The organism is Streptomyces gardneri, from assembly GCF_006539185.1.
In the GTDB taxonomy this organism is placed as follows: domain Bacteria; phylum Actinomycetota; class Actinomycetes; order Streptomycetales; family Streptomycetaceae; genus Streptomyces; species Streptomyces gardneri.
This window is the reverse complement of sequence record NZ_BJMN01000066.1, coordinates 1-18962: the sequence shown is the minus strand read 5'-3', so window position 1 is coordinate 18962 and position 18962 is coordinate 1. Positions and strand designations below refer to the sequence as shown.

14 protein-coding genes and 1 pseudogene are annotated in these 18962 nt (G+C 71.3%); 6 read left to right on the top strand and 9 right to left on the bottom strand.

The annotated features are described in order from the left end of the window. Positions 1–31: 31 nt before the first annotated feature. From SGA01_RS36535 to SGA01_RS36520, 4 genes are all read right to left on the bottom strand, one after another. Entirely contained in the window at positions 32–871 is an 840-nt protein-coding gene (locus tag SGA01_RS36535) for an SDR family oxidoreductase (protein ID WP_141302338.1), read from the bottom strand. A gap of 170 nt (positions 872–1041) precedes the next feature. Then, the gene (locus SGA01_RS36530) at positions 1042–2646 is read right to left on the bottom strand and encodes a GMC oxidoreductase (protein WP_371866285.1); all 1605 of its coding nucleotides are present in this window, start codon (positions 2644–2646) and stop codon (positions 1042–1044) included. A 124-nt stretch (positions 2647–2770) separates the two neighbouring features. Further along, the gene (locus SGA01_RS36525; protein WP_141302369.1) at positions 2771–3688 is read right to left on the bottom strand and encodes a cyclase family protein; all 918 of its coding nucleotides are present in this window, start codon (positions 3686–3688) and stop codon (positions 2771–2773) included. A gap of 38 nt (positions 3689–3726) precedes the next feature. Beyond that, a complete protein-coding gene (locus SGA01_RS36520; RefSeq protein ID WP_167534259.1) occupies positions 3727–5256 on the bottom strand; it encodes a gluconokinase, GntK/IdnK-type in 1530 nt (509 codons plus the stop codon). 502 nt (positions 5257–5758) lie between these two features. Between SGA01_RS36520 and SGA01_RS36515 the strand changes: the two genes are divergently transcribed. From SGA01_RS36515 to SGA01_RS36490, 6 genes and pseudogenes are all read left to right on the top strand, one after another. After that, positions 5759–6610, top strand: a complete 852-nt coding sequence (locus SGA01_RS36515; RefSeq protein ID WP_141302332.1) for a universal stress protein — start codon at positions 5759–5761, stop codon at positions 6608–6610. A 2-nt stretch (positions 6611–6612) separates the two neighbouring features. Beyond that, positions 6613–7017 (top strand): annotated as a pseudogene (locus SGA01_RS36510) (hypothetical protein); the annotation flags it as partial. A gap of 179 nt (positions 7018–7196) precedes the next feature. Beyond that, on the top strand, positions 7197–8546 hold the full coding sequence (locus SGA01_RS36505) for an MFS transporter (protein WP_229917827.1): 1350 nt from the start codon (positions 7197–7199) through the stop codon (positions 8544–8546). 51 nt (positions 8547–8597) lie between these two features. Further along, a complete protein-coding gene (locus tag SGA01_RS36500) occupies positions 8598–9908 on the top strand; it encodes a hydantoinase/oxoprolinase family protein (protein WP_167534258.1) in 1311 nt (436 codons plus the stop codon). A 16-nt stretch (positions 9909–9924) separates the two neighbouring features. Continuing rightward, entirely contained in the window at positions 9925–11061 is a 1137-nt protein-coding gene (locus tag SGA01_RS36495; RefSeq protein WP_141302328.1) for a DUF917 domain-containing protein, read from the top strand. Continuing rightward, the gene (locus SGA01_RS36490; protein ID WP_141302326.1) at positions 11058–12566 is read left to right on the top strand and encodes a PucR family transcriptional regulator; all 1509 of its coding nucleotides are present in this window, start codon (positions 11058–11060) and stop codon (positions 12564–12566) included. Before SGA01_RS36495 ends, SGA01_RS36490 begins: the two co-directional genes overlap by 4 nt. 103 nt (positions 12567–12669) lie before the next feature. Here the strand turns inward: SGA01_RS36490 and SGA01_RS36485 are convergent, their stop codons facing one another. The 5 genes from SGA01_RS36485 to SGA01_RS36465 form a co-directional block, all read right to left on the bottom strand. After that, on the bottom strand, positions 12670–14364 hold the full coding sequence (locus SGA01_RS36485) for a hydantoinase B/oxoprolinase family protein (RefSeq protein ID WP_141302324.1): 1695 nt from the start codon (positions 14362–14364) through the stop codon (positions 12670–12672). Then, a complete protein-coding gene (locus SGA01_RS36480) occupies positions 14361–16403 on the bottom strand; it encodes a hydantoinase/oxoprolinase family protein (protein ID WP_141302322.1) in 2043 nt (680 codons plus the stop codon). The genes SGA01_RS36485 and SGA01_RS36480 overlap by 4 nt, the downstream gene beginning before the upstream one ends. 110 nt (positions 16404–16513) lie before the next feature. Then, on the bottom strand, positions 16514–16990 hold the full coding sequence (locus SGA01_RS36475) for a YybH family protein (protein WP_229917825.1): 477 nt from the start codon (positions 16988–16990) through the stop codon (positions 16514–16516). A 372-nt stretch (positions 16991–17362) separates the two neighbouring features. Continuing rightward, complete coding sequence (locus SGA01_RS36470; RefSeq protein ID WP_141302320.1) at positions 17363–17881, bottom strand: hypothetical protein; 519 nt, start codon at positions 17879–17881, stop codon at positions 17363–17365. A gap of 9 nt (positions 17882–17890) precedes the next feature. Next, a complete protein-coding gene (locus SGA01_RS36465) occupies positions 17891–18796 on the bottom strand; it encodes an HAD family hydrolase (protein WP_218037863.1) in 906 nt (301 codons plus the stop codon). Positions 18797–18962 lie beyond the last annotated feature (166 nt).

Genomic DNA, 18962 nt, shown 5'->3' with positions numbered 1-18962 from the left:
GCCTTCGCTGTTCGTGACGTCCGGAAGAGGGTCAGCCGCCGGTGGCGAAGCCCGGGAAGAGAGTCATCCCGCCGTCGACGTAGAGGGTGGTCCCCACGACGTAGTCCATGAGGTCGGAGGAGAGGGCGACCACGGCGTTGGCGATGTCCTCGGGGTCGCCGATCCGGTCGTACGGGATCAGCCTCAGGAGGTCCTGCCGGGCCTCGGCCGTCTCCCAGGCGGCACGGTTGATCGGCGTCTTGATCGCCCCCGGGGCGACCGCGTTCACACGGATCTTCTCCGGTGCGAGCTCCTGGGCCAGGGTCTGCATCATCATCTGCACACCGCCCTTGGAGGACGCGTAGTTCACGTGGCCCGACCACGGGATGATCTGGTGCACCGAACTCATGCAGATGATCTTCCCGGCGGCGCGGGACACCTCGGGGACCACGCCGCGGCGCCGGAACTCCTTGGCCGCCTCCCGGGCGCAAAGGAACTGACCGGTCAGATTGACATCGATGACCTTCTGCCACTGCGCGAGGGTCATCTCGGTGAGCCGGGCGTCCCGCTGCAATCCCGCGTTGGCAACCAGGATGTCGACGGTCCCGAACTCCTTGACCATCCGGTCCATCATGGCCGTGACCTGGTCCTCCTGGGACACATCCGCCTCGTATGCCGCCGCGCGCACCCCGAACGAAGCGATCTCCTCGACCACTTCCTCGGCGGCCTCACGGCCCGCCACGTAGTTCACAACCACGTCGGCACCGGCTCGGCCCAGGCCGATGGCCGTGGCCTTGCCGATGCCCGAGTTGGCTCCGGTGACCAGCGCCTTCTGGCCATGCAGCAGGCGTGCGGGGATCACACCCTGCGGTCCTTCCACGGTGGAACCCATGATGCCCCTGTCTCCTCGTTTCCTGCGGCTGCGCTCCGTGCCTGCCCGGCTGCAGCGGGGCAGGCACGGAGGTCACGGAACCACCGGCCGCGGCCGTCGGCATGCAGGGGGAACCCCCGTTGGGCCGTTGGGCCGAGCATCTTCGTCCGATCGGACCAGAGGCTCCGCTCTCAGCCCAGCCGGGCCATGAGGTGGTCGCCGACTCGCAGCGCATTCGCGATGGCCGTCAAGGACGGGTTGACCGCGCCGATGCTCGGGAAGAAGCTCGTGTCGACCACGTACAGGTTGTCGAGATCGTGAGCCTTGCAGTTGACGTCCAACGCCGAGGCGGCTGGGTCGGTGCCGAAGCGTACGGTGCCCGCCTGGTGTGCCGTCGCACCGATCGGCATGCCCTTGTGCAGATAGATGCTGTGGGACAGCAGGTGGTGCTCGTGCATGCCCAGGTGGCCGAGCATGCCCTGCAGCTTGTGCCGTAGCCGCTTCAGACCTTCGACGTTGTTCTTCTCGTCGAGAGCGAGGTGGATGCGGGCGTCACCATCAAGGGTGACCCGGTTGTCGGCCAGTGGCAGGTCCTCACCGCACAGCCAGAAGTCGACGGCGTGGTGCGCCAGCACCTCGAACGGCATGTCCGGCGTCACCGCACCGGCCCACCGTGGGGCCTCGCCGTGGATCTGCTCGGCGTCCGACTTGCCCAGCATCTGGATGCCGCCGAGCGGGTAGTCCCAGTCGTCCGCCCCGAGATACCAGTCGTGCAGGGCCAGGGTCTTCTGGAACTGAGTGCCGTTGGGCTCCTTCGACACCGCCATCAGGGCCAGGTTGTTGTGGCGCATGTAGAAACGGCCGACCACGTCGGAGCTGTTCGCCAATCCGTTGGGATGATGCTCGTTTGCCGAGGCCAGCAGCAGCGCCGCCGAGTTGACCGCCCCGCAGGAGACGACCACCACATCCGCCGTGAACCGGACCTCCGAACCGTCGGGAAGCCGGCCGACGACCGCACTGACGCTGCGTCCCCTCGCATCGGTCTCCAGGCGGACCACGTGCGTGTTCGTGACCATCTCGACGTTGGGGTGTCGCAGGGCGGGCTCGACGCAGATCACCTCGGCGTCGGACTTGCCACGCACGAGACACGGAAAGCCGTCCACCCGGTTGCAGCGGATGCAGACACTGGAGTGGGTGGCCCGCCCCCCGTCCTCCTGGCTGAGGTTGACACCGATCGGCAGGTGGAAGGGGTGCAGACCACGCTTCTCGAGGTCGTCGCTCAACTGCTGGATGCGCGGCTCGTGCTCCACGGGCGGATGGGCGTACGGGGCACTCGCCGCGCCCTCGGTCGGATCCTCACCGTGCCGTCCGTGCACGAGGTAGAGGTGCTCGGCCTGCGTGTAGTACCGCTCCAGATCCTCGTACCGGATCGGCCAGGCGGGGGAGAGGCCGCCGTGGTGCCGGAGCTCGCCGAAGTCCTCGGGCCGCAGCCGGAAGAGGGCGGCACCGTAGAACTTGGTGTTTCCGCCGACGTAGTAGTTGACCTCGGGCGGGAACTCACTGCCGTCCTTGTCCAGCCAGAACTCCGGCGCCCGGTACTTGCCCTTGACGAACACGGCCGTCGAATCCCAGTTGTCGCGCTCGCGTGGCAGATAGTCGCCGCGTTCGACGAGGAGTACGCGTTTGCCGGACGGGGCGAGTCGATGGGCGAGAGTGCCACCGCCGGCGCCGGTACCGATGATGACGACGTCGTAGTGAGGGGCGTCGCCCACGGCGACCACCGTCCTTGTGATCATGGCCCTGAACTGGCGTCGTGTCCCTTTTCCCCGCTGTGCGGGGCCGAGCGTCCCACCCGTTCGAACGTAGCCGTCCTCCCCCTGAACGGCGACCGGAGCGGTGGTCGCCGACCGGCCCCGTCCGTCACAGCACCGCGATCGGGTTCACCGGCGAGCCAGTGGCTCCGGGCAGCCGCAGCGGGGCGACCGCGCACAGGAAACTCCATCGCCCGGTCTGCGCGCAGACCGGGACCAGGTCCTCGAACTGCAGGTAGTCCATCAGATGGATGCCCATGGCATGGATGGCCAGGACATGCACGGGGAAGGAGATGCCCTGCACGGTGCTGGGCGCGGTGTCGTTGTTGCCGTCTCCGCCCAGGACAGCGACCTTCCGCTCGGCCAGGAACCCCAGGGCCGTCGGGTGGAGGCCGGTCCGAGCCGTCGCCGAGTTCCACGGGCCGAGTTCCGTACGGCGGAGGCGATGCCCCACCCGGACGAACAGCAGATCTCCCGGCCCGACGCTGACCCCTTGCACGGCCTCGGCCGCGGTCAGATCGTCCGACGTCACCTGGTCGCCCGGTTCCAGCCACGGCACGCCACGCAGCCGCGGGATGTCCAGGAGCACGCCCCGACCGACGATGCCGTCAGCGGCCAGGGCCACGGAGAGCGCACGGGCGCCCTCGGGCGTCACACTGCTCGCAGGCACCCCGCCGTACAGCTCCCCGTCGAGCACCACGTGGCAGAGCGCGTCGAGATGGCTGTCCGCGTCCCCGTGCACGTTCATGGCGAAGCGGTCGGTGGCGAAGTGCAGTCCCTCCGCGCCGAGGTCGTCCGGAGGAGGCCCGGTCATCCGGTGCACCGCGGGCTCGGGGTCGTCGGGGCCCGGCACGGTCTCGATCGGAGCGGCCAGCGACACCGTACGTCCGAGGCGGACCTCCGCGACGGCGGCCACGACCCGCTCGGGCGTCACGTGGCGGAGCGCGCCAGGCCGACCCTCCTCCGTCGATCGTGCTGCTCCGCGCCGTAGCCGCTCGTAGAGCGCCCGGAACTCGTGCGCGGGCATACCGGGATCGGGCACGGCCGCGGATCGTGCGGACGGAGTCATGGCGGCCCCCAGGGGCTGAGGCCCCACCTGAGCACATGTGTGGCGCCCGGCTCGAGCACGGTGAGATCCGTGCGGCTGCGAAAGGCGTCCGGCGGGCAGGACATGGCCTCCACGGCGACACCACGCCGACGCCGCTCGGGTTCCGCCAGTGTGTCGCCCGTGTACACCTGCACGTACCGGGCGCCTTCGCCGAGCCACAGATCGACACCCCGCAGCCCCGAGGGATGCGCCAGTCGCACCACGGCCCGGTCGTCGAGGGCGCGGTCGAGTCCGGTGAAGGCGGTGTCCAGGTTCAGACCGCCGATGGGGCGGGCGGTGCGGAAGTCGTACGGGGTGCCGTCGACGGACTCCCTGCCGATCGGCAGACCACGTTCGTCGGTACGCAGCAGATACCGGGCGGGAACGGTCAGCAGGGCACTGTCGACGAGGTCGGTGCCGATCGTGAGATAGGGGTGCTGTCCCACCCCGTAAGGGGCCGCCTCCGTACCGGTGTTGGTGGCGTGGACGGTGGTCCTGAGACCTTCCGGCCCCAGCCGGTAGTCGACACGGACCTCCACGAGGAACGGATATCCGGGCTGAGGACAGAGGGTCGCGCCGAGCATCACCGCGTCATCGGTGCGGGCGAGCAGTTTCCACAGGGTCCAGCGGAGCAGTCCGTGGATCGCGTTGTTCTTGTCGACCTCTGTCAGGGGGAGTTGCAGGCTCCTGCCGCCGAAGTCGTAGCGCCCGTCGCCCACGCGGTTCGGCCAAGGGATGAGCAGTTGTCCTCGTCCGCCCGTGATGGCGGACCCCGCGGAGAACCCGTCGAGCAGAGGTCGGCCCTGCACGACGTAGTCGCGCAGGGCGCCGCCCAGCTGGACGACAACCGCGCTCTGTGCTCCGTGAACCAACCGCCATGACTCGCCGGTGGGGCCGAGGGGCGGGGATGACCCGTTGCGCGCGCCGGCGCGGACGGCATGCTCCGTGTCCGATCCGGCCGCCGATCTCCCGGAAGCGGATTCCCGGCGCATCAGCGAGAGAACCGCCGTGACGACGGCCTCGGGAGGCTGGTCGATCTCCACCACCAACGGGCGTTCGTCGGGTGCCGGCTCCTGGAGTTCCGCGAGCTGGCTCTCCAGCAGGCCCGCCGGGAAGAAGTGACCGTGCCGAGAGGCCAACCGCGAGCTCAGCAGCTCGCGCGAGCCGTGCAGGTACACCAGGAGCACTTCGCGGCGCCCGGCCAGCAGCGCGTCCCGGTACGCACGCTTGAGCGCGGAGCAGGTCACGACAGCCTGGCGACGGCAGGCGATCGCCTCGTCCATCCACTCCCGGATCGCTTCGAGCCACGGTCCCCGGTCGCTGTCCGTGAGGGGATGACCGGCGGCCATCCTGGCGCGGTCGGCCTCTGAATGGAACTCGTCCCCGTCCCGGAACGCCCAGCCGAGACGCTCGGCGAGGAGGCGCCCCACCGTCGTCTTGCCCGACCCGGCGACGCCGACGACGAGCACGAGTCGCGGCAGCTCCTCTGCCCCTGTTCCGCCTGCCACGGGTACGGGTCCCGGGACGTCAGGCACGCACCGGCCGGGGCGCGACGTGCAAGCTGAAGATCATGATGGCGACGGCGCCCACCATCCATCCGCCGCTGCGCGTGTCCGCTCGCCGACCGGGTGCAGTCGCGTGGGTCGTCATGGAGAGGCTCCTCCGCTCGTCCGGCCTGGCCGCCGAGGCGTCGCCGTCCGGTGGGTCGTACACCTCCAATCTGCCCCCCGGCGCCATCCGACGCATGTCGGTCGAGGGCCTTGGTGACCTTTGCCGAGGAACGCCCGGCGGCGATGACCGGGAGCAGCATCAGAGACCTGAAATCGAGGTCGTCACGGGCCATGGGGCGTCATCCGCCGGATGGGGTACTTCGGCAGCGTCGCCGAACCTGCGCACACCATTTGTTTCAGCGACTCGGTAGCTTCTCGACCAGGTGCCCTCGCACAAGGATGCCCAGCGGCACCCCCCTGTGAGGGCCTGTCGACGATGGCCCGAGGCGAGGAGAGCGGCATGTCCCGACCCGTCACTGTGGGAGTGGACGGCTCCGAAGGAAGCGTGGCGGCGGTGGACTGGGCCGCCGACGAGGCGGCGCAGCGCGGCGACGGCCTGCGACTGGTGTACGCCACACGGTGGGCGGAGCATCAGCTGGGGGCGATGAAGGTGTCGCACGAAGACCGCGCCGGCGCGGCCGAAGGCGTGCTGGCTGAGACCGAGCGGCGTGTCGGTTCCCGGCTGCCGGGCCTCGCGATGACCGCTGACGAGGTCGAAGACGCGCCCGCCAGCGTGCTGCTCGCCGCAGCTGCCGCGGCGGATCTGCTCGTCGTGGGCTCTCATGGGCTGGGTAGCGTCCGCGGGTTCATCGTCGGTTCGGTAGGGCAGGAGGTCATCGCGGCAGCAGAGCGTCCCGTGGTGCTCGTTCGCCCCGGATACGAGAAGGACAGCTCCGGTGCATCCGAGGGGAACAGCCGCCGGAAGGTAGTCATCGGACTGGATGTGAACGAAGTCAAGGACGAGCTCCTGCACTTTGCGTTCGATTTCGCCGGGCGGCACCGCGTCCCGCTGGAAATCCTGCACACGTGGCATGAATCCTTCATTCACCACCCCAGCACAGCCGCGAAGGACGAGAAGGCGGCAGCACTCGCCGACGCGGTTCGACCGTACCGGGACAGGTTTCCGGCGACGGAGGTGGCGGAGGTGTCCGCTCCGGGACGGGCGGCCGAGCATCTCATCGAGGCCGCGTCGGACGCGCGCCTCGTGGTCGTCGGTCGACGCAGGGCAGCGAGGGGCGCTCACATCGGATCGGTCACCCACGCCGTCATCCACCACGCCTCCTGTCCTGTCGCAGTCGTACCGCACACCTGACAGGTGAGGACACCTGGCTCAGTACGTTCGTGCTGTTCGCAGGGACGCTCGTGTTCGGAGTCAACCTGCTGGACTCCTTCCTGCAGGGCCTCACCGTCCAGCAGACCAACCGGCTGATCTGGACTCCCGACGTGGTCGGGTGCGTGCTGTTCCTGGTGTCGGGCCATCTCGCGTTCGCCGAGATCGGCCATCGCTCCCGGCCCTGCATCCGCTCGCGCAGCCTCGGCTGGTGGGTGGTCGCGGTCAATGAGTTCGGGTCGGTGCTTTTCATGGTCTCTGCGGTGGCCGCCTTCACCCGGCCTACGGCCCAGAGCCCGGTAAACGCCGACATCGCCAACTGGGGGACGTTGTGCGGTGCGCTGTGCTTCGCGCTCGGTGGCGCACTTCAGGCATTCGAACGTCCCTAGAACGCGTGATCCCGGCGTCGCGACGGCTGTCACGTCGATGTCTGTGCGCCGCGCACACGCACCACCGGGATGGCTGTGCTCCGAGCATGGTTCCGGCCGTGATGGCCTGTTTATGGTGCCTCGCATTCACACCGAACCCGATGGTGTGCGTGTCGGTACCAGTGCCAGGAGGGCAGCCGATGAGCGCAGTCTCAGTACAGTCCGGAACCGCCGGAGTCCCGGACGGGGCCGGCGGTCCGCAGCCCGTGGGTGCCTACTTCGAACGCATGCCGTTCGGGAGGGCCCATGTGTTGATCGCCCTCGCGCTGTTCATGGCCTTCGTCATCGAATCCTGGGAGCAGCTCGCCCTCGTCTATGTCTCCGCCGACCTGGGCAATGCCTTCGCCCTCGACGCCGGACGGATCGGGTGGGTCCTGTCGGCCGTGGCCCTCGGCATGATCCCCGGCGCGCTCGTCTGGGGGCCGGTCGCCGACCGCATCGGACGCCGGGCCGTGTGCCTGTGGAGCCTCGGTTCGTACGGCGCCGTGGCGCTGGCCAGCGCCTTCTCGCCGGACTTCACCACGTTGATGGTCACCCGGGTGCTCTCGGGGATGGCTCTGGCCGGTATCTACACCGTCACCTTCCCCTACTTCCTCGAACTGCTCCCGGTGAGGCTGCGCGGCCGGGCCGCCGTCTACCTGTCGATCGGCTGGCCCATCGGCGTCCTCGCCGCCGTCGGGGTGACCCAGGCGCTGTCCGGGATGGGCTGGCACGTCGTGGCCGTGGCCAGCGCGCTGGCGGCCCTGTGGGTGTTCGCGATCCGGGCCTGGGTGCCCGAGTCCCCGTACTGGCTGGCGGCCCGCGGTCGGCACACCGAAGCCCGTGCGGTGCTCCTGAAGCTCGGCGCCGAGGTCCCCGACGGCACCCGTTTCGCCGTGGTCGAGCCCGAGCGGGCCGGCAACCCCCTCGCCCTGCTGCGAGGCCGGCTGCTTCGCATCACCGTGCTCATGCTGATCGTGAACTTCGCGTTCAACTGGGGCTACTGGGGCCTGCAGACCTGGCTACCCACGCTGCTCATGGAGAAGGGGCTGAGCATGTCCAGCAGCCTCGGCTTCGTGGCGCTGAGTGCACTCTTCATGATCCCCGGCTACGTCTCGGCCTCGTACCTGACCGGGCGCTTCGGCCGCAAGAAGGTCTTCCTGCCGTACGTGGCGGCCGCCGCGGTCAGCGGCGTGCTGTTCGCCTACTCCGGCAGCCTCACCCAGCTGTACGCCGCCAACTTCGCGCTGTCGTTCTTCAGCCTCGGCGCGTGGGGTGTCTGGAACACCTGGAACGGCGAGTTCTACCCGACCGCGCTGCGCGCCACCGGATACTCCTGGGCCACCGCGGCTCAGCTGATCTCCACCTCGGTCGCACCGTCGGCCGTCGGGTACCTGCTGGCGCGTGCAACCGGCTTCTCCTCCACCGTGCTGTTCATCACCGCGTTCCTGGTGGTGGCGCTGGTCGTGGCCGTGCCGCTGCCGGAGACCGAGGGTCGCGATCTGGAGTGATATATAGGGGCAAATGGTGACAGGATCATGCGGGTGAGGCTGGGAGTGGACGTGGGACGCGTCACCACCGTCGCCGTGCTGGTCGACCCGGGCGGTCAGACGGTGGCGCGCGCGGTGGTGGACAGCGTTCCCGGCCTCGGCGAGTGTCTGCGCGCGGTGCTCGCCGCACTGCCCGGGGATCGGACCGGTGAGGTGGACACCGTCGGCCTCACCACAGACCTGGAGCGCCGGCCGTCGCGGCTGCGACCGGTGGCCGCCATGCGGATCGCCCCGCCCAGTCATCCGTCCCTCGGGCCGCTCGCGGGCTGGCCCGCGCAGGCCGCTCGCGAGGTAGGGCCGCTCCGCGCGGTCGTCTCGGGCGGATCCGCGCTCACCGGGCGGCAACTGGCTCCGCTCGACCGGGCAGCGGTCGCGGACTTCGCGCGGCGGGCCGCCGACGACGGTGTCACCGCCTTCTCGGTCGCGGCGGCCGGCGCGCTGACCCGCCCCGACCCGGAGCTTGCCGCCGCCGAGGTCATCGCCGAAGCCGTGCCCGGCGCGGAGATCACCTTGTCGCACGAGCTCGGGCGGTCGGGGCTGCGGGAACGCGAGAACACCGGCGTCCTCAACGCCGCCCTGCGGCCGTGGGCGGCACGCGTGAGCGATACGGCTGAACGCGCCCTGAGTGTCGGCGGTCTCCGGGCGCCGCTGCACCTGGCCCGCAATACCGGCGGACTGGTTTCCGCCGCGTACTTCCGCCGCTATCCGGTCCTCGCTATCGCCTCGACCACGGCGAGCGCCGTGCGGGGTGCCGCGCTCGCGGCCGGGGCGGACCGCGCCGTGGTCGTCGACGCCGGGGCCGCGGAATTCCGGTGCGCGAGCGTCACCGACGGCGAAGTGGAGAGCTCCGACACCGGCCCCGGGCTCGGCGGCGTCGATCTGGACCTGGCCCGGATCCGCACCGACGTGTTGGCCCGAGCCGACCTGGTCCGGACCGGCGCCGAGCAGGTCGCCGAACTGGTGGCCAGGGTCCGGCGACGGGCCCCCGGCGGTGTGCTCCTCGCGGCGGGCGGCGACTGCGGGCTGATGCCCGTCCGAGCCCAGGATCCGTCGGCCGCCATCGCCGCCGCGGCCTACGGAGCCGCCCGCTCGGACATCGTCGCCGAGGTCGATCAGGTCGCCGTCGCCGGGGGCCGTGCCGAACTCGACCGGCTCCTCGGGCTCGCCGGTGACCAGGCTCTGGCCCGGGTCGTCGCCGCCGGTGCCGCCCCGGCGACCGCCCGCGTCGCGTTCGCCGCCCACACCCCCGTGTCCTACCTCCCCGAGGGCGTTCACCGCCTCCGCGTCCGCGCCGTCGGATCCCCCTCGGGGATCCCGTCATGACCCGTAGCCGCCGCACATGACGCCCGGGGAGGAGACCGCGCTGGACGCGGCACGGCTGGAGGATCTCGCCAAGGGGGCACTGGTCCTCGCAGCAGGCGCCGAGCATTCCTCGTACCGGGCGAGCCTCGACTGGGCGCGGGCGGCCGTAGCGGAGCACGGGCCGGTGCCGCTGATCCATCCGGGCGACCTGGGATCCGAGCGGATGTGCGTCACGGTCAGCCTGCTCGGTTCGTCGGCCGCGCTCGCCGAGCAGCTGCCCACGGGCCAGGAGCCGCTCCGGGCGGTCCGGGCGCTGGAGCGCCGCCTGGGCAGGGCCGCGGACGCCGTCGTGGCGCTCAACACCGCGGCCGAGAACGCCCTGCTCGCCGTCGTCACAGCGGCGTCCTGCAGGCTGCCGTTGGTGGACGGGGACGGCTGCGGACGAGTGCTCCCCCTGCTGGAACAGACCACGTTCACCATCGCCGGGGTCGATGTCGCCCCGGTCGCCCTGGCCACGCCCGCCGGGGACGTGGTCGTCGTGGAGGCGGCCGGCAGCCGCGTGGAGGAGCTCGTACGGCCGCTGGTCCTCGCGGCCGGGGGCTGGGCGGTCGCCGCCTGCTACGCCATGGACGGCGAACGACTGGCGGGCGCCGTGGTTCCCGGCACCGTGAGCCGGGCCCTGGCGGCGGGGCGCCCGACACATGGTGGCCCGTTCGAGCTGTGGCAGCCGCGGCCCCGTCGACTGGGCATCGGGCGGATCACCGCCGTGGAGCACCCCGCGACGCCGGGACCGGACACCGCCGGGGGCACGGCGCTGCCGTCCCGGCCGACCAGTGTGGTCGTCTCCGAGACCGAGGGCCTGCACAGACGGTTCCGCCTGGAAGCACATAACGAGGTACTGCTGGTCCTCGCCGACGGCGCACCGGCCGCGCTAGCGCCGGACCAGATCCTGATGCTGTCCGCAGCCGACCAGCGGGTCCTGGACGTCGAACGTGCCATACCCGGCATCGAGGTGGAGATCGTCGTGATCCCCGCCGCACCCGCCTGGCACACCCCGCAAGGACGCCGACTGGCGGCTGCCGGTGGGCTCATCCTGCTGAGCCCGGACCCGGAACCGGATGCGACGCAGGTGCAACACCCGGACGCGGAACGACCCGAGGAGACCCGGTGGTGAGACGTCCCGACCTGTCCGCACCCATGACCGTCGCGGAGCTGGTGCAGTACGGCCCGTTGCCCGGCGTACGCATACTCGGCACGGCGGGGCGCGATGCCCAGGTCCTGGACGTACGCATCGTCGACCGGCGTGAAGCCCTCGACAGCCTGCGTCCACACACCGCGGTCGTCCTCACCGAAGCGCCGGCCCGGTCGGGATGGATCGTGGAGATGGCCCTGCGCAAGGCTTGGGAGCAGGCGGCCGCCTGCGTGGTCGTACCCGAGACGGCGGTGGCCGTGCATCCGCCGGGCGCACTCGCGGACCGCCTCGGCGTTCCGCTGCTGCTGATCGGTGGCGACGCGCTGGAAGGCGCCGTACGGATCGCCTCCGCCGTGTCCCGGCCGGACGCCGGCCGGACCGCGCTGCTGGCCGACGCCGCTCAGCGCCTCGCCGCCGCCGGCCCGCACGTCGAGCGCGTACTGGCCGCGCTGCACGCGGCGCTGCCCTCGACATCCCTGGCCCTCACCGATCCGGTGGGCGGGATGCTGGCCGGGCGGCGGGCGGCTCTCGACTCCGCGCACCCGGTGCGGCTGGACGTGCCGGGGCCCGATGGACACCCGCTCGCGGTTCTCGTAGCCGACTCCCGCTCCAAGGAGGCGGGTTGGGCATCGACGGTCGAATCGGTCCTGCGGATGGCGGTACCCCCGCTGACCGCATGGGCCGCCACTCGCCGCCTCGCGGAAGAACAGCTGGACCGCCGCAGCGAGTTGCTGCTGCACCAGCTGACGCATCCCTCCGAGGACGAGGACGAACAGGCCGGTGCCCACGTCCGGGCCGAGGCGGCGGCGCTCGGCTGGCCGCTGGCCGGGCCTCTGATCGCGTTCGCCCTGCGACCGGCCGTCGCCACGGAGGCCGGGCCCGCGCCGGGACCCGCGCTGCGTGCGCTCTGGGCCAGGTACGGCATCGGCGGACCGCTCATCGCGTACGAGGACTGCTGGGTGTCATGGCGTTCCGCGGCAGCCGGCAGCGCGGCCCCCGACCCGGAGGTGTGGCTGCGGCAGGGCGAGGCGCAGCTGCGTACGGCCGTCCGGGCGATCTGTGACCAGCTGCCGCTCGCCGGGGGAGTGGCCGGTCCGGCCGGCGGTACCGGCACGCTGGGCGTGGCGCTCGCCGACGCCAGAGCCGCCGCTGCGGTCGCCGCGGTACCCGGGTCGGTGGTCCGTGCCGACCGTATGGGACCCGCCCAACTGCTGTCCGCGTTGCCCGCGGAGGCGCTGAGGCGGCCCGCCGAGGTCGTGCTGGCCCCGCTGCTCGCCGCGGACCGGGATGGAACGCTGCTGCGTACGCTGGCGATCGTCCTGGACCAGGGAGCCGCCCCCTCGGCGGCGGCGGAGATCCTCGGTGTCCACCGGAACACGGTCGCGGCGCGCCTTGAACGCATCCGCGCACTCGGCTTCGACCCCGAGGACCCCGCCCAGCGACTCGCGCTGCACCTGGCCTGCCGCGTCCTGCTGGCCGAGTCCTGAGCGGGGAGCGGCGATGAAGACGCCACCACGCGGGGAGGGCCCGGTCGTCGAGGGGGATTCGGCAACCGGGCCCGGTTCAGGGCGGAGGCGGAGCGGTGGGGCCTCAGGACTCCACGCCGTAGGCGGACGCTGCCCGCCCACGGCTCAGCAGGCCCTGCCGGAGGTCTTCCCGTACCGCCTCGGCGGGGCGCTCCGCGACGGGACCGAAGCCGCCGCCCCCGCCGCTCTCGCAGCGCAGCACGTCGCCCTGGCGCACGGCCAGCGCGTTCACCTTGAGCAGTTCGCGCTCGCCGTCCCGGCCGGGGTTGAGGACGACGCGGGGCGCCGCGCCGGTGCCGCCGCCGAAGACACCCCACGCGGGGGTCACGGAACGCTCCCACCACAGTGAGAGGTTCTGGTCGGCCTCGAACGTGTACTGGCGCACCACGCCGTTGCCGCCGCGGGTGCGGCCGGCGCCGCCGGAGTCGGCCCGGATCGCGTACTCGGTGACTCGTACGGGGAACAGCGTCTCCAGCACCTCGACGGGCATGTCCCGCAGGGAGCCGTTGACGTTGTTGATCAGGCAGGACTCGCCGTCGTCGGTCTGCCACGCGCCCCAGCCGCCGACCGTCGCCTCCTGGGAGACGAAGAGCCTGCCGTTGCGCGGGTCGGTCCCGGTGAACTGCGCGATCATCGAGTCGCCGTAGCTGGCGGCGGCCGCTCGCGCGGGCACCGCGGGCGCCAGAGCCTTGACCACCAGGTCGATGACCAGACCGAGGTGGGAGTAGTAGTACTGGCACGCCGCCGGCTCGACGGCGGCGAGCATGGTGCCCGGCCGGGTGACCACCTTCAGCGGCCGGAAAGAACCGCCGTTGAGCGGGACATCACCGCTGACCAGCAGCTTGTAGCCGACCCGGCAGGCGGCGACGGTCTGCGCCGCACCGCAGTTGACGGGCCCGGTGGCCTGGTCGGCGCAGTCGGTGACGTCCATGGTCATCCGGTTGCCGTCGATCTCGACGCGCACGGTGACGTGGAGCGGGGTACGCAGGTCGATGCCGTCGTTGTCCAGGTAGCCGGTCGCCTCGTAGACACCGTCGGGAATGGCGGCGATCTGCTCGCGCTCCAGCCGCTCGGTCTGCGCGAAGATGGCGTCCCGCGCGGCGAGGACGGTCTGCAGCCCCCAGCGGCGGACGATCTCGGCGAACCGCTTCGCACCGGTACGGGCGCAGGCCACCTGGGCGCGCATGTCCCCGAGGGTGGGCTGCGGGAAGCGGACGTTGCGGGCGATCAACGCGTGCGCCTGCTCGCAGGGTTCGCCGCCCTCGTAGATCTTCAACGGGCCCATCCGCAGGCCCTCCTGATAGATCGAGGTGGAGTCCATCGAACCTCCGGGGTCCTTGGAGCCCATGTCGATCCAGTGCGCACGGGACGCGGCGAAGCCGATCAGCTCACTGTCGGCGGTGTCCTCGGTGAAGATCGGCGCGTAGACGGTGACGTCGTTGAGGTGGGTGCCGCCGATGTAGGAGTCGTTGAGGACCCACACGTCGCCGGGCTTCCAGACGTCCGCGCCGTACGTCTCCTCGGTGGCCCGGGTGCACACCTCCAGGTTGCCCAGGAAGATCGGCAGGCCCGAGGACTGGCCGAGCACGTTGTGGTCCCGGTCGAGGAGCGCGACCGCGCAGTCCTTCGCCTCGTAGATGGTGGGCGTGTAGGAGGACCGGATGAGGGTGGTGTTCATGTCCTCCGCGGCCTGCAGCAGCGCGCAGCGGATGATCTCGGTGGTGACCGGGTCGACGACCCGGCTGCCGGTGTCGGTCATGCCGTGGCTCCAACCTTGATGACGAGGAAGCCGTTCTCGTCGACGGTGACCGACGAGTCCGGGGGGACGACGGTGGTGGAGGTGGCCTCCACGATGACCGCGGGACCGTCGACGCGCTGCCCGGGTGCGAGCCGCTCGCGGCGCAGAACGGTGGTGTCGTACGAGCGGTCGCCGAAGACGACAGGCCGCTGCCGGACGGTGTCGGAGACGTCCTCGTCGGCGGCGTACGGCACTGGTACGGCCTCGGGCAGCGCGCCGAGCGCGGTGCTGCGCAGGGTGACGAACTCGACGGGCGCCTCGGGCGTGGCGTGCCCGTACCGGCGTTCGTGGAGGGCGGCGAAGCGCGCGGCGGCGGTGGCGAGGAAGCCCTCGCCGGCCGGTTCGGCGGCGGAGAGCAGCGGCACGGCGAGGGTGTAGTCCTGGCCTTCGTACCGCATGTCGACGACGTGTTCGACCCGCTGGCGCTCCACGGGGACGCCCTGCTCGGCGAGTGCGGCCAGCGACTCGTCCTCCAGGCCGGCCAGCGCGCGGGCCATGGCCTCACCGTCCAGGTCGGCGCCCGGGGTGAAGAACTGGCGGGTGAGGTCGCGGCGGACCTCGGTGCCGAGCATGCCCCAGGCGGAGAACGCGCCGGGGAAACGTGGCACGACGACCTCGCCGATGCCGAGCTCGCGGGCGATCTCCACGGCGTGCATCGGGCCCGCGCCGCCGAACGCCAGCAGGACGAACTCGCCGGGCTCCAGGCCGTGTTCGACGGTGAGCGTACGGATCGCCTGGGCCATCTTGGCGTTGGCGACGTCGCAGATACCGCTCGCCAGTTCCACCGGCTCCAGTCCGAGCTCACCGGCGAGCGTGGTGACGGCCTGCTGTGCCGCGGCCACGTCGAGCGTCATGTGGCCGCCGGCGAACCAGTCCGGGTCGACGCGTCCGAGCACCGCGTTGGCATCGGTCACGGTGGCCTGGGTACCGCCGCGCCCGTAGCAGGCCGGGCCGGGGACGGCTCCGGCGGACTCCGGGCCCACGCGCAGGCCACCGGCCTCGGCATAGGCGAGGGAGCCGCCGCCGGCGCCGATGGTCTGCAGGTTGACCAGCGGCATCAGGACCGGGAAGCCGTCTGCCGAACCCTCGTTGGAGACGTCGGGGCGGCCGTCGAGGACCAGCGAGACATCGAAGGAGGTGCCGCCCATGTCCACGCAGATCGCGTTGCGCCGGCCCAGCAGGCCCGCGGCCGCCGCGCCGCCCATGGTGCCGCCGACCGGCCCGGACAGCAGGGTCTGCAAGGGGTGGCGGCGGGCGTAGGAGGCGTTCACGATGCCGCCCGAGGACTGCATCACCTGGACCGGGACGGTCAGGCCGTGCTCCGCGAACCGCCCCTCGATCCGGCCCAGATAGCGGCGCACCACGGGGCCCGTGTACGCCTCCAGGACGGCCGAGGACGTCCGCTCGTACTCGCGCCACTCGCCCGCCACCTGGTGCGACAGCACCACGACGACGTCCTCGCCGAGCTCCTGCTCCAGGATCTTCCCGGCCAGCAGCTCGTGATCCGCGTTCACGTACGAGAAGAGAAACGAGACGGCGACCGCGTCGAAGCCCTCGTCCTTCGCACGTCGGGCGGCGGCCCGTACGGCGATCTCGTCGAGGGGTTCGAGCTCGGTGCCGCGCCAGTCGAAGCGGCCGCTCGCCTCCATCGTGTCGCGCCGCTCGACCAGCGGCTTCGGCTTGCGGTAGTGCAGGTCGAACATCCGGTCCCGGTTGCCGCGGGCGATGTGGTAGACGTCCCGCATCCCGGCCGACGTGAGCAGCAGGACGCGGGCGCCCTTGCGCTCCAGCAGGGCGTTCAGGCCCTGCGTGGTGCCGTGCACGAAGAAGGAGATGTCGCCGGGCGAGTTCACCGCCCGGCCCAGTGAGGCGAAGACTCCCTCGGCCAGGTCGCCCGGGGTGGTGGGCGCCTTTGCCGCGAAGTAGGTACCGCTGTGTTCGTCATAGGCGACGACATCGGTGAAGGTTCCACCGATGTCCATGGCCACCCGGTATGTCATTGCGCCTCCCGGCTTTCTCAGGGGATCGCCGAGGACGCTAGCCCGAGGCTTCCGAGGAGGGCTGTGCGCGGCGCATGGGCGGCAGGCCGCCACAGTGCGCCGCGCCTGGTTCAGTGATTGCCGACAGGGACACCGCCCGGCTGCTGCACGTCCTCGTGCAGGTGGACGATGCGCCACTTCGCGTCGACGCCCTGCTGCAGGACCGCGGTGTTGCGGACCAGCTCCGGGCGCAGCTCACCGACCGAAGGATCGGGCGCGAAGTCCACCCGCAGCCAGAAGCGCAGCACCGCAATGGCGCCGAAGACGTCCACGACCTGCCCGTACGGCTCCAGCCCGCTCTCCACCGGCCCCTCGCCAACGGCCGGGCGTTCCTCGCGCACCCGGTCCAGGTCCGGCTTCCCGAAGAGCAGCCCGGCAGTCCCGGAATCCCACACGGTCGCCTCCGGGTCCAGGCAGGCGTCGATCCGGGCGCGGTCCCCGGCCGAGTAGGCCTCGTACATGGTGGTGATCACCTGCCACACAGCGGCTGCCGTCTCAGGGGCCGCGCCGGGCCGGGCGCCGACGGGGAACGAGGGGAATGCGGCCATGGCGGGGCCTCCTGGAGCTGAGGGGGGAGAGAGGTCGCGCCGGGCGGGGCGGCGACGGGCAGCCAACCTACACACCCAGGTCGTGGCCCCAAGCCGCCGGTTCGGCTCCTGGGTGGGCCGCTTGGAAGGCGTCTGCCACGCGTGTTCCTCCGCGGCGCGCCTGGGGACCATGCGGTCGATCCTCCCCAGATTCTCCCCAGCCAGGGGCGCTTCGGCAGCGGCGCCGAGCCCGGTTTCCGGCTCGCCGCGGCGGCTACGCGTGCGCATCGTCCTTTTTGCCACGCCCGCGCCGCGGTCGGCGGCGTGGTGGGCCGTGGCTGGTGGTGTGGTGGCGAGGCCGCTATTCATGGCGGCTGGCCGGCATGACCGACCTCAGTGCCCGAGGGCCGCCTTCGCCGCCACGATGACCAGTCCAAAGGTCAGATTGACCGTGCCCTCGACGGCCGCCTGGCTGCGGGACGCGCCAGCCTTCAGGGCCCCGAGCAAGGCCCAGGCCACCTGCTGCGCTACCGCGACCGCCAACGCGAGCCACCCTGCGCCCTTGACTTCCAGCCCCAGGAGAGGGCTCACCGCCAATGCCATTGCCGGCAGTACAGTCGCCTGGACGATGAGACTCTCGTGCCGTGCGGCCCCTCGGACCTCTGCCCAACCGACGGGCTGGCCGACCAGCCGTGCGCCGGCGAGGCTCGCATAGACGTGGGCAGCCCAGAAGACCACGCCGGTCACGAGCAGCAACACCACGACCTGGATCCGGGGGAAATCGCCGACCGCGCTGGCCGTGGCAATCACCGAGGAGGCGAGGAGCGACCCGTAGACGGCGCCCGCATAGTCCGCCCGTGACACCGACCGGCGGGGCCGGTCGCTGCGAAGCCATGGGAAGAGGCAGTTCACCTGCCCAAGCTACATAGCCCCCATTGGCTTTCGCCTGTCCCACACGCGAATGGCGTACTCGCCCGGCGGCTGATGCCTCATCGGGGGCCGTCCGCTCCCTGACCGGTGGGGCGCTCCGCACCGCTGGAACAGCGTGATCCAGTCGTCCTTCATGCTCACGACGATCCAGTCGAGTTCCTCGGCCTTGGCGAGGGCGTTGTCCGCCGCCTTCGTGTAGGCGTACTCGCGTTCTGCGTCGTCGTGGCTGATCAGGAGGGCGAACGAGGCCGCGGTGAGCATTTCTATGTCCACGTCGGCGTTTCCGCAGGCGAACAGCGGTAGGCGTCCGGTCCTGGCGTAGATGTGCTCCGGCTTGCCGGCGCCCAGGGCCAGTCCGCCGAGCATCCGGTCGGTCCGTACGATCCGGCCGTCGGTGTACTCGTAGGCGGGCGCCGTCCCGATGACGTTCTCCTTGGGCAGGTTCCAGAGCTCTTCGGCGAACACGCGCATGAAGTCCCGGCCGCCGCCGGAGCAGACGAACACCCGGAAGTCGTGCGCCTTGAGGTAGTCGAAGAGTTCGAGCATGGGCCGGTACACGAGGTCGGTGTAGCCGACGTCGAACCTGGGCTGCCTGACGGTCTGGGCCCATCGGCGTACCTGGGCTTCGAACTCGTCCGGTGTGGTCCCTGCCCAGGAGCGGGCCGCCGCGCTCTCCACGCTGGCCACGACCTCGGGATCCTGGGTCGCCAGTCCCTCGAAGAAGGCGGGATCCCGTTCGACGATGGCCTTGTACGGCTGGTGCTCGACCAGCGACGGGTCCTGCTGCGCCGCCTGGGACCAGACCCTTATGAGGAAGTCGAACTGCGGGGGCGCGGGCTGCTCCACCCACAGGGTGCCGTCGTTGTCGAACGTGGCGATCCGGTCCGCCGGCGGCACGAACGCCGCCCCGGGCCGCGTGACCGACTCGACGAAACTCGACGACCGCGCGTCTGGAGCCGCTGTCGCACCAACTGGCGAGGTCCACATCTGTCATCCGATCACCCCCTGGCTCGTGCCCAGGGCAGGCCGTGGCGGGCGCCCGCCGGCGTCCCATGACACGGTC